Here is a 12791-nt window from a genome sequence, read left to right on the forward strand (position 1 = left end):
ATTTAACAAAAATTGAAACACATTTGCACAAATAAAGTGCATGACTATCGGACCTATTGAGATAATTAATTTTCCAAATGTAAAGATTGAGACTAGGATAACTATTCCTTCTACAGTTTCAATAGGTAACATATATGGGAAGCTTCAATATCTCTTTCGGCCGCGCCAGTGTGTGCGCACTGACCGTGACTGCCGGCGTGCTGGCGCTGGCGCAGGGCGTGCAGGCACAGCAGGTGCTGACCAAGGATAACGGTGCGCCGGTCGGCGACAACCAGAACAGCCAGACGGCCGGCCCCAACGGTCCGACCCTGCTGCAGGACGTGCACCTGGTGCAGAAACTGCAGCGCTTCGACCGCGAGCGCATTCCCGAGCGCGTCGTGCACGCAACCGGTACCGGCGCCCACGGCAGCTTCACCACCACCGACGACCTGTCCGACCTGACCAAGGCCAAGCTGTTCGTCAAGGGCACCGTGACCCCGGTGTTCGTGCGTTTCTCGACCGTGATCCCGAGCCGTTCGGGCGCCGAGACCACGCGCGACCCGCGCGGCTTCGCCACCAAGTTCTATACCCAGGAAGGCAACTGGGACCTGGTCGGCAACAATCTGCCGATCTTCTTCATCCGCGATGCGATCAAGTTCCCGGACATGATCCACGCGCTCAAGCCGGACCCGGTCACCAACGTGCAGGAGCCGGAGCGCGTGTTCGACTTCTTCTCGCACATCCCGGAATCGACCCAGATGCTGACCCGTGTGTACTCGAACTACGGCACGCCGGCGAGCTACCGCGAAATGAACGGCAGCAGCGTCCACGCGCTGAAGCTGGTCAATGCCAAGGGCGAGTACGTGTACGCCAAGTTCGCCTGGAAGTCGCAGCAGGGCGAGCGCAACCTGCGCCCGATGGAAGTCGCCGCGGTCCAGGCCAAGAGCACCAGCCATGCCACGACCGACCTGTATGAGTCGATCACCAAGGGCGCCTACCCGAAATGGGATCTGGTCGTGCAGATCCTGCGCCCGAAGGAGATGAACAAGTTCGACTTCGATCCGCTGGACGCGACCAAGGTCTGGCCGGGCGTACCGGAGCGCAAGATCGGCACCATGGTGCTGAACAAGGTCCCGGACAACTTCTTCGAAGCCACCGAGCAGGTCGCGATGGCCCCGGGTAACCTGGTGCCGGGCATCGAAGCGTCGGAAGACCGCATGCTGCAGGGCCGCCTGTTCTCGTACATCGACACCCAGCACCACCGCCTGGGCGCGAACTTCCAGTCGCTGCCGATCAACCGTCCGCTGGTGCCGGTCATGAACAACCACCAGGATGGCGCCGCCAACATCTCGGGCCGCACCGGCCACGTGAACTACCAGCCGAGCCGCTTGGAAGGCGCGCTGGTCGAGGATCCGAATGCGCGCAGCAGCCAGCTGCCGCTGACCGGCACCACCCAGCAGCAGCGTATCGCCAAGACGCTGAACTTCAAGCAGGCCGGTGACTTCTACCGCTCGCTGAGCAGCCAGGACCGCGATGACCTGATCGTCAACCTGTCCGGCGACCTGAAGCGCGTGAAGAACCAGGACACCCTGTTCACCATGCTGTCCCACTTCTGGAAAGCCGACGCCGACTACGGCAAGCGCCTGGCGCAGGCCGTCGGCGTCAGCGGCGACAAGATTGCCCCGCTGGCTGCCGCGCTGAAGGAATAAGCGACTGCCGCGGCACCCAGTTGCCGTGCCAACGGGCGGGTCCCGACCCGCCCGCCGAAGCCACCCCGCGGGGTGGCTTTTGTTTTTTTCGACCCGGCTGGTATCATCTTGACTTTATGGACATTTTGGCATGCGGGCCGCGCGCCGGGCATGCAAGGCACATGGCAGCGGCCGCACCGGCTGTTCCGGTAGTGCGCTGCTGCGTATATTCTTGCCTTCATGCTACCCTGAGGTCCTTTTCGCGCTGGCAGGCGGTCGGCGCGCCGAACATATTGCATCCGAGGCACAAGCAGCATGACAGATTTACAAATGAGCCTGATCGCAGCCAGCGGCGTCTTCGTCGCCGGCGTCATCGGTTACAACAAGTGGCAGGAGTACAAGGCCCGCAAGAGCGTGGAGCGCGCTTTTTCGTCGGATCATGATGATGTGCTGATGCGCAGCGGCGCGGCGCCGAGCCGCACGCCGGCCGAACCCGACCCCGTGGCCCCGCTCAGTCGCGACCCGATCGAGCGCCACGAGCCGGTGCTCGACGCCGGTCTCGATGCTGCGGTCACGGCACCGGAACCGCAACTGCATGGCCTGGCGCCGGGCGCCGACGCGCTGGCCGAGCCGGTGGTACACGTTCCCGATGCTGCGGCCGCTGCCGCACCGGCAGCCCCGGCGCCTATCCAGGCAGCCGCGGCCCCGGCCGCCGGGTCGCCGGCCGCCGGGTCGCCCGCCGCCTCGCCGGATACCGCCGAAACGCTGGCCCCGCTGGCCGGCGCCCCGCTTGCGCCGCCACCGCCGCTGCCGCCGCAGCCTGCCGAGACCCTGGTCGATCCGCTGATCGATTGCCTGATTCCGATGACCCCCGAAGGCGCGCTGCGCGGCGAGCGCATCCTGCCGGCGCTGCTCAAGCTGCGCCGCGTCGGCAACAAGCCGGTCCACTACGTCGGCCTGGCCGTGAGCGGCGACTGGGAGCCGATCGTCCATGGCGGCGTGTACACCAAGCTGCAGGCCGGCGTCCAGCTGGCCACCCGCACCACCGCGCTGAACGAACTCGAATATTCGGAAATGGTCACGCGCCTGCGCGCGGTGGCCGACGAGATCGGTGCCGAGCCGGAAGTGCCGGACATGATCGAAGTGATGAGCGAAGCCAGGAACCTGCACCGCTTCGTCGCCGGCCACGATGCCCAGCTGGGCGTGAATCTGGCCTCGAAGGGTGCGCCGTGGGCAATGTCGACCCTGATCGGCGCCCTCGAGAACGCCGGTTTCGACGTGCGTCCGGACGGCCGCTTCGTCATGCCCGACGAAGGCAAGAACGTGCTGTTCACGCTGTCGACCAACGTCACGCTGGGCGCCGATACCACCTCGCGCCTGACCCTGCTGCTCGACGTACCCTGCGTCGCCCCGGCCAAGGACGGTTTCGGCCGCATGGTGGCCTGCGCCAAGACGCTCGAGCTGCGCCTGGACGGCGCCATCGTCGACGATTTCGACCAGCCGCTGCCCGACGCCACGCTGGAAGAGATCGCCGGCCAGGTGCGCGAGTTCTACCAGGAGATGGACGCGGCCGACATCCCGGCCGGTTCCACGCGCGCCCTGCGCCTGTTCAGCTGAGGTCAGTGCATGAGCGAGACCCAAGCTGACGACCTGTCGCGCATGAAGTGGCTGGTCGAGGAACTGAACCGCCATATCTATAATTACCACGTGCTCGACGCGCCGACGATCCCGGACGCCGAGTACGACAAGCTGTTCCGCGAACTGCAGGCGCTGGAAGCGGCGCATCCGGAAGCGGCTTCCGTCGATTCGCCGACCACCCGCGTCGGCGCCGCGCCGATTCCCGAATTCCGCCAGGTCACGCATGCGCTGCCGATGCTGTCGCTGAACAACGGCTTCGCCGACGAGGACATCGACAACTTCGACCGCCGCGTGCGCGAAGGCCTGGACCTGAATCCGGGCGCCCAGGTCGCGTATGCGGCCGAACTGAAATTCGACGGCCTGGCCATCAGCCTGCGCTACGAGAACGGCGTGTTCGTGCAGGCCGCCACCCGCGGCGACGGCTTTACCGGCGAGGACGTCTCGGCCAACATCCGCACCGTGCGCGTGATCCCGCTGCGCCTGCACGGCGACAATATCCCTTCCGTGCTGGAAGTGCGCGGCGAAGTCCTGATGTTCAAGGACGACTTCGAACGCCTGAACGGGCGCCAGCGCGACGCCGGCCAGAAGGAATTCGCCAACCCGCGCAACGCCGCCGCCGGCAGCCTGCGCCAGCTCGACGCCCGCATCACCTCGCAGCGTAAACTCCGCTTCTTCGCCTACGGCATCGGCGTACTGGAAGGCGCCGCCATGCCCGAGTCGCATTCGCGGGTGCTGGACTGGTTCGACCGTCTCGGCCTGCCGGTGTCGAAGGAGCGCGCGGTGGTGAGCGGCTGCGAAGGCCTGCTCGGCTACTACCGCGCCATCGGCAGGGAGCGCAGCAAGTTGCCCTACGAGATCGACGGCGTGGTCTACAAGGTCGACCGCATCGAGGACCAGCGCCAGCTCGGCTTCGTGTCGCGCGCGCCGCGCTTCGCGCTGGCCCACAAGTTCCCGGCCGAGGAAGCGCTGACCACCGTGCAGGCGATCGACGTCCAGGTCGGCCGCACCGGCGCCATCACGCCGGTGGCGCGTCTGACGCCGGTGTCGGTGGGTGGCGTCACCGTCACCAACGCGACCCTGCACAACGAGGACGAAGTGCGGCGCAAGGACGTGCGCGTCGGCGACACGGTCACCGTGCGCCGTGCCGGCGACGTGATCCCGGAAGTGCTGTCGGTGCTGCTGGAACGGCGCCCGGTGCCGGCGCCGCCGGTGTACACGCTGCCGGCCACCTGCCCGGTATGCGGCTCGCATGTGGTGCGCGAGGAGGGCGAGGCGGTGGCGCGCTGCTCCGGCGGCCTGACCTGCGCCGCCCAGCGCAAGGAAGCGATCCGGCATTTTGCGGGCCGGCGCATGATGGACATCGAGGGCCTGGGCGACCGCTACATCGACAGCCTGGTCGAATCGAACCTGATCCACGGCGTGGCCGACCTGTACAAGCTGACGCTGGACGACCTGCTCAAGATGAAGCGCCTGGCCGATGAACGCGACGGCACGACGCCCGAGACGGTCAAGGCCGGCAAGGTGGCCACCAAGTGGGCCGATAATCTGCTTCAAGCAATAGAGGCCAGCAAGCGTCCGCCGCTCGAGCGCCTGCTGTTCGCGCTCGGCATCCGCCACGTCGGCGAAAGCACCGGCAAGACCCTGGCTGACTGGCTCGGCAGCCTGGCGCTGGTGCGCCGTGCGCCGGCCGCGCTGCTGCGCGTGCTGCCCGACATCGGCGGCACCGTGGCCGAAGCGATCGCCGAGTTCTTCGCCGAGCCGAAGAACCAGCAGGCGCTCGATGCGCTGCTGGCGGCCGGCGTGGCGCCCCAGGGCGAACACCCGCCGCGCGCCCAGCTGCGCGAAAAACTCGACGAGGTGCAGCTGCTGGCCGCCCTCGGCATTCCCAAGCTGACCGAGCCGCGCGCGCGCCAGCTGCTGGAAGACCGCACGCTGGACGAGCTGGCACACCTGCGCATCTTCAGCGTGTTCGGCCTGCCGGCGCCGCTGGTGGCCTCGCTCGAGACGTGGATGGGGGAGGCGGCCAACCGCGACGCCATCACCGCGCTGGCCGCGCTGCGGCGCGAGCTGCTCGACCTGCTGCCGCAGGACACCGCACCTGAAGTTGCCGGTCCGCTGGCCGGCAAGACCTTCGTGCTGACCGGGACGCTGCCGACGATGTCGCGCGACGCCGCCGGCGCGCTGATCGAACAGGCTGGCGGCAAGGTGTCCGGCTCGGTGTCGAAGAAGACCTCGTACGTGGTCGCCGGCGCCGAGGCCGGCAGCAAACTAGAAAAGGCGGAAAGCCTCGGCGTCACCGTGCTCGACGAAGCCGGGCTGCTCGCGCTGCTCGCCACGACAAATTGACGCAAACATTTCATTAACTAGGGATAAAGAATGACCGTAATCAAGAAAGCCGTATTTCCAGTCGCCGGTCTCGGCAGCCGTTTCCTGCCTGCCACCAAGGCGCAGCCGAAGGAAATGCTGCCGATCGTCGACAAGCCGCTGATCCAGTACGCGGTCGAGGAAGCGGTCGCCGCCGGCATCACCGAGATGGTGTTCATCACCGGCCGCAACAAGCGCGCCATCGAAGACCATTTCGACACCGCCTACGAACTCGAATCCGAACTGGAAGCGGCCGGCAAGGCGGCGCTGCTGGAACTGGTGCGCGGCGTGATCCCGAAGCACGTGAACTGCATTTACATCCGCCAGTCGGCGCCGCTGGGCCTGGGCCATGCGGTGCTGTGCGCGCGTCCGGTGATCGGCAACGACCCGTTCGCCGTGCTGCTGGCCGACGACTTCATGGACAGCGCGCCCGGCCACAAGCCGGTGCTGGCCCAGATGACCGACCTGTACACCTACGAGAAGTGCAGCGTGCTGGCGGTGCAGGACGTGCCGCGCGCGCACACGCGCCAGTACGGCATCGTCAGCGCCAGCGCCTACCGTCCGGACCTGGAGCTGGTGTCGGGCATCGTCGAAAAGCCGCAGCCGGAGGACGCACCGTCGACGCTGGCCGTGGTCGGCCGCTACGTGCTGTCGGGTTCGATCTTCGACCACCTGGCCACCATCGGCAAGGGCGCCGGCGGCGAGATCCAGCTGACTGACGGCATCGCCTCCCTGATGGCGCGCGAACGCGTGCTGGCCTACCGCTACGCCGGACAGCGTTATGATTGCGGTTCCAAGCTCGGTTACCTGAAAGCCACCGCCGCGATCGGCATGAAGCACCCCGAGACCGCCGAAGGCTATTCCGAGTTCCTGAAGCAGCTGTGCGCCGACACTAACTAAGCGAGCAATCGAGATGGCCATCCGCGACATCCTGAAGATGGGCGACCCGCGCCTGCTGCGCGTGGCCGAACCCGTCACCGAGTTCGACACGCCGGCGCTGCACGCGCTGGTCGCCGACATGTTCGAGACCATGCACGCGGTCGACGGCGCCGGCCTGGCGGCGCCGCAGATCGGCGTCAACCTGCAGCTGGTGATCTTCGGCTTCGGCCGAAACCAGCGCTACCCTGACGCGCCGGCAGTGCCGGAGACGGTATTGATCAATCCCGTCCTGACACCCTTGTCGGACGAGATGGAAGAGGGCTTCGAAGGCTGCCTGTCGGTGCCGGGCCTGCGCGGCAGCGTGCCCCGTCATACGCGCCTGCATTACGAAGGGGTCGATCAATATGGAAAACCGATCACCCGCGACGTCGATGGTTTCCATGCACGCGTGGTGCAGCACGAAGTCGACCACCTGCTGGGCATCCTGTACCCGATGCGCATCAAGGACTTCTCGCGCTTCGGCTTCACCGAAGTGATGTTCCCGCATCTTGACCCGAAGGCCGACGATTGAAACGTTTACCCCTGACCGCGGCGCTGGTGCTGGCCGCGCTGGCGCCGCTGGCGCATGCCGACAACCCCTTCACCTGGATCGAAGCCGAGCCGAAAAGCGAGCTGTGGGTCGACAGCGGCTTCGCCACCTGGCACTTCGACCGTGACAAGGACCTGAACGGCAACAACTACGGCCTGGGCGCGGAATACCGTTTCTCGGGCACGATGGCGGCCACTGCCGGCCGCTTCTACAACAGCGACCGCCAATGGTCCAACTACGCCGGCGTGATCTGGCAGCCCTGGGCCCTCGGCCCGGTGCGCGTGGGCGCCGCGCTGGCCGCCTTCGACGGCTACCCGCACATGCGCGACGGCGGCTGGTTCCCGGCGGCGATCCCGACGCTGACCTACGATTACAAGCGGGTCGGCATCAACGTCGGCATCATCCCGAGCTACAAGGACCGCTTGTATGGCGGGATTTCGGTACAGTTGAAGATCAAGTTGTTCTAACCAGCCGGCCTTACCGCTTCACCTTTCCATACGCCTCGCCCGCCTTCCACGCGGGCATGGCCGGCGCATTCGCCACCGCATACCCCAGGTTCAGCGTGAACTGCGCCTGCTGCACCATCCCCGACAGGTCCCAGGACGGATCGTACTGGTCGCTCACCTGGTGATAATCCCGGGTGAACGCCCGCATCTTCTCGACTGCCCCCTGCGGGTGCTCGAATGCGAAGCTGCCGTCGCCGGAAAACACCGCCGAGCCCACGTTGAAGGCTGGTACGCCCGCCTTGGCGAAGCTGAAGTGGTCGGCGCGGAAGTAGGCGCCGCCCAGGTCCGGCGTCGGCGCCGCCAGTGCCAGGCCCATCGACTTCGCCACCTGCGCCGAGGCCGCGTACAGCGAGCTGCGCTCGGCGCCGGCGACGCCGATGTCGCGGGTGCGGCCGACGAAGTTCATGCTGTCCAGGTTCAGGTCCGCCGCGGTCCTGGCCAGCGGCCACAAGGGCGCACGCACCCAGGCCAGGCTGCCCAGCAAACCCTGCTCCTCGGCGCAGGGCCACAGGAAGATCTGGGTGCGCCTGGCCGGATGGGCCACCGCGGCCTGGGCCATGGCGAGCAGGGCGGCGGTGCCGGAACCGTTGTCGATGGCGCCGTTCCAGATGTGGTCCGGCTTGCCGTTCTGCTCGTCGATGCCCAGGTGGTCCCAGTGCGCTGAATAGATCACGGCTTCGGCGGCCAGCTTCGGATCGCTGCCCGGCACCATGCCCGCCACGTTGTACTCGGTGAGCCGGCGCACCGCGCTTTTCACCGCGGCGTGTGCCTGCACGTCCAGGGCCACCGGCCTGAAGCCCCGTACCTCGGCCGCGGCGCGCAGGCGGTCCAGGTCCTGGCCGGCGGCGGCGAACAGGGTGCGCGCGAAGTCTTCGCTGATCCAGCCCTGCAGCGCGTTGCCGGGGCCGTCCAGGTGGAACTGCTCGTGGCCGAAGCTGTTGGCCGGCACGCTCCACGGGTAGGAACTGGACGCCGCGGTGTGGATCAGCAGGATGCCGGCCGCGCCCTGGCGCAGGGCTTCCTCGAACTTGTAGGTCCAGCGTCCGTACCAGGTGAGCGACTTGCCCGCAAAGCGCTCCGGTTCGGCGGCGGTCGGCTGCGGGTCGTTGACCATTGCCACCAGCAGCTTGCCCTTGACGTCGGCGCCGGCGAAATCGTTCCAGTTCTGGTCGGGGGCGTCGATACCGTAGCCGACGAACAGCACCGGGGCGGCGATGGCGCTGTCGGCGCGGCCATTGGCGTTGGCATACACGGCGTCCCGGCCGAAGGCGGCAGCCAGCTGTTTGGCGCCGGCGTCGAAGCGCAGGGTACTGCCGGGCAGGGTTTTCTGGCCGACCAGCTCGACCTTCTGGCGGTAGCCCTGTGCCAGCGGCTTCAGGCCCAGCGCCGCGGCCTGGGTCTCGAGATAGCGGACGGTGAGCTGGCCGCCGCGCTGGCCGGTGCCGCGGCCTTCGAGCAGGTCGTCGGCCAGGAAGGCAAGGTGGGCGCGCAGCGGCGCTTCGGCGACAGTCTGGGCGGATACGGCGCCGGACAGCAGGGCGGCGCCCAGCAGCGCGCGGCAGGCGCGGGGGGAAGGAAGGGGCATGGAACGGGGTGGATGAGTGATAAACCGTGCGATCTTAGCATCGGGCGCGGCGCTGTAGCGCTACCTGGCAGTCGCATGTACTTATTAACACTTTTTAAAAAAAATACACATTTCGGACTCAAGCTATAATGGCGCAACGGACGCCGCCTGGTGGCGGCATTGCATGGCATAAGAACCCGATCCCGAAACTCCTGAATGGACAAACACGACTACCGCGCGCCGTCGCCTGACGCCGGCATGGCTTCGGACGCTCCGTGCGCCGCGCATGGGTTGCTGCCCGTGCAGACCTGGTCGCGCTTGAGCCGGCAACTCGTACCGCTAATCGGCGACAACGGTTTCGGCGCCTTGCTCGGCCGTACGCTGCGCCTGGTGGCGCCGGCCTGGCCGTGGCTGAGCGTGGACGCGTCGCGCCAGACCGGCGCCGCGCTGCTGGCGGCACTGGAAAGCGACCTGGCGGGTGCCGACGCCGCCGCGGCGAGCGCCGCGCACGAGGCATTGATGGGCACCTTTACCCGTCAGCTCGGCGCCCTGATCGGCCCGGCGCTGACCGCGCGCCTGCTGGCGGAAAGCACGGCTGGAGACGAGCAGCAACAGAATCAACAGGAGCACAAGTAATGAGCGAGAAAGTAACCTTGGGAAAACTCAGTACCGGCGTGCCCGGGCTCGACGTTCTCCTCGGGGGTGGACTAACCGAATTTTCGTTCACGCTGATTGCCGGCGCGCCCGGCAGCGGCAAGACCACGCTGGCGCACCAGATCATGTTTGCGCTCGCCAACCCCGAGCGGCGTGCCCTGTTCTTTACCGTGCTGGGCGAACCGCCGCTCAAGATGCTGCGCTACCAGCAGCAGTTCTCGTTCTTCGACATGGACAAGGTCGGCACCAGCATCCGTTACGTGAACCTGGCCGACGATTTGCGTGCCGGCGATTTCAGCGGGGTGCTGGAGCGCATCATGCGCGAAGTCGAGGATTTCTCGCCGGGCCTGGTGTTCGTCGACTCCTTCCGCTCGGTGGTGCAGACCGCGCGCAGCGGCAACCAGGGCCTGTGGGACCTGCAGCACTTCATCCAGGAACTCGGCTCGCGCATGGCGATGTGGCAGGCCACCACCTTCCTGATCGGCGAGTACACGCAGGCCGACGTCGAGGCCAATCCGATCATCACGGTCGCCGACGGCATGGTGGCGCTGTCGCACAACCTGCACGAGGACGTGGTGGTGCGCAAGATCCGGGTAATCAAGATGCGCGGCCAGGCCCACATGGCCGGTTCGCACACGATGCGCATCAGCGACGACGGCATCCGCATCTATCCGCGCCTGCTGGCCGGGGTACCGGGCGCCTACAGCGCGATCGAGCGCGATCCGCGCCGCATCCCGACCGGCGTGGCCGGCCTCGACGAGCTGCTGCACGGCGGCCTGCCGCAGGGGCATACGATCCTGGCGACCGGCCCCACCGGCATCGGCAAGACCATCCTCGGCACCCACTTCCTGAGCGCCGGCGCCGAACGCGGCGAGCATGGCATTGCCATGTACTTCGAAAAGCACACGGCGCGCCTGCACAATGCCGCGCTGATCGAGATGGCGCGCGCCGGCAAGGTGAGCGTGATCGAACCGCGTTCGCTGGCGCTGACCGTGGAAGAGCTGCTCGACGAGCTGGCCGAGACCATCGAGCGTACCGGCGCCACCCGCGTCGTGATCGATTCGCTGTCCGAGATCGGCCTGTACCTGGCGCCGGAATTCCGCCATGACCTGCGCCTGACCGTGTTCCGCACGCTGGCGCTGCTGGCCGGGCGCGGGGTGAGCGTGCTGGTCACGGCCGGCTTCGAGGACAACCAGCCCGACATGCGCTTCAGCTTCGACAACCTGTGCTTCCTGGCCGATGCGGTACTGGCCATGCGCTTTGCCGAAGTCGAAGGCCGGCTGTGCAAGTTCATGACCGTGGTGAAGGTACGCGGCAGCGCCCACAGCAACGAATTGCGCGCCTACCGCATCACCGACGCCGGGATCGAGGTCGAGGACCGCGCCGTGCCCTACGACCGCATGCTGACCGGTTGGCCGACGCCGCGCCCGCCACGCAAATAAGGACGACGATGGGAACCTACCGGGAACAACAGGGCGCCTCCGAGCAGCGTTCCTTCGACGAGCAGGGTCGCCAGTCCGGGGTTGCCCAAGACGCTTATTTGCTGCAACGGATTCGCGTCCTCGAGGAAGAACTGGCCGTGGCGCGCGAGCAGGCCCGCCAGCAGGCGCGCGAACGGCAGGCGATGGAAGCCGGGGTGGCCCTGCTGCGCGAAGCCAACGAGCACCTGGTGCTGGCCACTTTCAACGCCGAACACCTGCGCGAGGACGCGGAAGCGGCCAACCGCCGCCAGAACGAGTTCCTGGCGATGCTGGCCCACGAGCTGCGCAATCCGCTGTCGCCGATCAGCATGGCCGCTTCGCTGCTGGGTACCGTGCCGAACGCGACGCCGCAGCTGGCCAACCTGGCGCGCGTGATCGGGCGCCAGGTCGACCACATGGCGCGCCTGCTCGACGACCTGCTCGATGCGGCGCGCATCAGCAGCGGCAAGATCACGCTGTCGGTCGAGCCGCTGCCGCTGGCGGAACTGCTGCAGCACGCGGTCGAGACGATCCAGCCGCGCATCCAGGAACGGTGCCAGCAGCTGCAGCTGACGCTGGCGCCGGGCGCCGACGGCGCCGTGGTCGACGGCGACCGGGTGCGCCTGATCCAGGTGTTCACCAACCTGATCGGCAATGCTTCCAAGTACACCGGCGACGGCGGCACGCTGCGGGTCACGGCGTCGCTGGACGCCGGGCAGGCGCTGGTGGTGGTGGAAGACGACGGCATCGGCATGGCGCCCGAGGTAATTCCGCACATCTTCGACCTGTTCACCCAGGGGCCGCGCTCGCTGGCGCGCTCCGAGGGCGGCCTCGGCGTCGGCCTGAACGTGGTGCGCAACCTGCTCGCCATGCACGGCGCGACGGTCCGCGCCGACAGCGCCGGGCTGGGGCAGGGCAGCCGCTTCACGGTGCGCCTGCCGCGTTCCAGCGGCACGGTCGGCACGCAGGCGCCGGCAAAGGCGCCGGCGCGCCGCACTGCGCTGAACATCCTGCTGGTCGAGGACAACGTCGACGCCTGCGACATGCTGGCCGGTTTCCTGGCGTCCGAAGGCCACCAGGTGCGCTGCGCCTACGACGGCCACGCCGGCCTGGCGGCGGCGCTGGACGGCGCCTGGGACGTGATCATCTGCGACGTCGGGCTGCCCGGCATGGACGGGCTGGACCTGATGCGCGCGGTGCGCGCGGCGGAGCGCGGGACGCATCCGTTCGCGGTGGCGCTGTCGGGGTACGGGCAGGACGACGACCGCACGCGCGGGCTGGCGGCCGGGTTCGACCGCTACCTGGTGAAGCCGGTGGCGGCGGCCAGCTTGCGGGATGTGATTGCCGAGCTGGCCTAGTTTTTCGTTGGCTGATGCACTTTGCCCCTGCGAAGGCAGGGGCCCAAGTGGCACGCGCTGTCGAAACGCCTGGGACTTGGGCCCCTGCCTGCGCAGGGGCGACGGTTTTTGG

General features: G+C 67.4%; 10 protein-coding genes. 9 read left to right on the plus strand and 1 reads right to left on the minus strand.

The window, feature by feature from the left end:
* Positions 1-134: 134 nt before the first annotated feature.
* The 6 genes from FBX97_RS24365 to FBX97_RS24390 all read left to right on the plus strand — a co-directional run bounded on the left by FBX97_RS24365 (position 135) and on the right by FBX97_RS24390 (position 7604).
* Complete coding sequence (locus FBX97_RS24365) at positions 135-1688, plus strand: catalase (RefSeq protein WP_141837580.1); 1554 nt, start codon at positions 135-137, stop codon at positions 1686-1688.
* A gap of 309 nt (positions 1689-1997) precedes the next feature.
* Positions 1998-3284: a cell division protein ZipA C-terminal FtsZ-binding domain-containing protein gene (locus FBX97_RS24370; RefSeq protein ID WP_370457337.1), complete on the plus strand. Its 1287-nt coding sequence runs from the start codon at positions 1998-2000 to the stop codon at positions 3282-3284.
* Between the two features lie 9 nt (positions 3285-3293).
* Complete coding sequence (gene ligA, locus FBX97_RS24375) at positions 3294-5651, plus strand: NAD-dependent DNA ligase LigA (RefSeq protein WP_185748728.1); 2358 nt, start codon at positions 3294-3296, stop codon at positions 5649-5651.
* A gap of 30 nt (positions 5652-5681) precedes the next feature.
* Positions 5682-6569, plus strand: coding sequence for a UTP--glucose-1-phosphate uridylyltransferase GalU (gene galU / locus FBX97_RS24380; protein ID WP_141837584.1), 888 nt, complete (start codon positions 5682-5684; stop codon positions 6567-6569).
* 13 nt (positions 6570-6582) lie between these two features.
* Complete coding sequence (gene def / locus FBX97_RS24385) at positions 6583-7119, plus strand: peptide deformylase (RefSeq protein ID WP_141837586.1); 537 nt, start codon at positions 6583-6585, stop codon at positions 7117-7119.
* Positions 7116-7604 carry a hypothetical protein gene (locus FBX97_RS24390; protein ID WP_141837588.1) on the plus strand — a complete coding sequence of 163 codons (489 nt, stop codon included), beginning with the start codon at positions 7116-7118 and terminating at the stop codon, positions 7602-7604. Before def ends, FBX97_RS24390 begins: the two co-directional genes overlap by 4 nt.
* Positions 7605-7614: 10 nt before the next feature.
* Here FBX97_RS24390 and FBX97_RS24395 read toward each other — a convergent pair whose 3' ends face one another.
* Complete coding sequence (locus FBX97_RS24395) at positions 7615-9228, minus strand: M28 family peptidase (RefSeq protein WP_141837590.1); 1614 nt, start codon at positions 9226-9228, stop codon at positions 7615-7617.
* Positions 9229-9423: 195 nt separating this feature from the next.
* Between FBX97_RS24395 and FBX97_RS29730 the strand changes: the two genes are divergently transcribed.
* Genes FBX97_RS29730 through FBX97_RS24410 form a run of 3 tightly spaced genes read left to right on the plus strand, consistent with a single transcriptional unit; the run spans position 9424 to position 12679 of the window.
* On the plus strand, positions 9424-9843 hold the full coding sequence (locus FBX97_RS29730) for a hypothetical protein (protein ID WP_185748729.1): 420 nt from the start codon (positions 9424-9426) through the stop codon (positions 9841-9843).
* Positions 9843-11303: an ATPase domain-containing protein gene (locus FBX97_RS24405; RefSeq protein WP_141837594.1), complete on the plus strand. Its 1461-nt coding sequence runs from the start codon at positions 9843-9845 to the stop codon at positions 11301-11303. The genes FBX97_RS29730 and FBX97_RS24405 overlap by 1 nt, the downstream gene beginning before the upstream one ends.
* Positions 11304-11311: 8 nt before the next feature.
* Complete coding sequence (locus FBX97_RS24410) at positions 11312-12679, plus strand: hybrid sensor histidine kinase/response regulator (protein WP_141837596.1); 1368 nt, start codon at positions 11312-11314, stop codon at positions 12677-12679.
* Positions 12680-12791 lie beyond the last annotated feature (112 nt).

The organism is Herbaspirillum sp. SJZ107 (genome assembly GCF_006715485.1).
Classification (GTDB): Bacteria; Pseudomonadota; Gammaproteobacteria; order Burkholderiales; family Burkholderiaceae_D; genus Telluria.

What these genes read in the sequence shown, in the direction of transcription:
- FBX97_RS24365 (WP_141837580.1), top strand. Translation starts at nt 135, where the DNA reads ATGGGAAGCTTCAATATCTCTTTCGGCCGCGCCAGTGTGTGCGCACTG.
- FBX97_RS24370 (WP_370457337.1), top strand. Translation starts at nt 1,998, where the DNA reads ATGAGCCTGATCGCAGCCAGCGGCGTCTTCGTCGCCGGCGTCATCGGT.
- ligA (WP_185748728.1), top strand. Translation starts at nt 3,294, where the DNA reads ATGAGCGAGACCCAAGCTGACGACCTGTCGCGCATGAAGTGGCTGGTC.
- galU (WP_141837584.1), top strand. Translation starts at nt 5,682, where the DNA reads ATGACCGTAATCAAGAAAGCCGTATTTCCAGTCGCCGGTCTCGGCAGC.
- def (WP_141837586.1), top strand. Translation starts at nt 6,583, where the DNA reads ATGGCCATCCGCGACATCCTGAAGATGGGCGACCCGCGCCTGCTGCGC.
- FBX97_RS24395 (WP_141837590.1), bottom strand. Translation starts at nt 9,228, where the DNA reads ATGCCCCTTCCTTCCCCCCGCGCCTGCCGCGCGCTGCTGGGCGCCGCC.
- FBX97_RS29730 (WP_185748729.1), top strand. Translation starts at nt 9,424, where the DNA reads ATGGACAAACACGACTACCGCGCGCCGTCGCCTGACGCCGGCATGGCT.
- FBX97_RS24405 (WP_141837594.1), top strand. Translation starts at nt 9,843, where the DNA reads ATGAGCGAGAAAGTAACCTTGGGAAAACTCAGTACCGGCGTGCCCGGG.
- FBX97_RS24410 (WP_141837596.1), top strand. Translation starts at nt 11,312, where the DNA reads ATGGGAACCTACCGGGAACAACAGGGCGCCTCCGAGCAGCGTTCCTTC.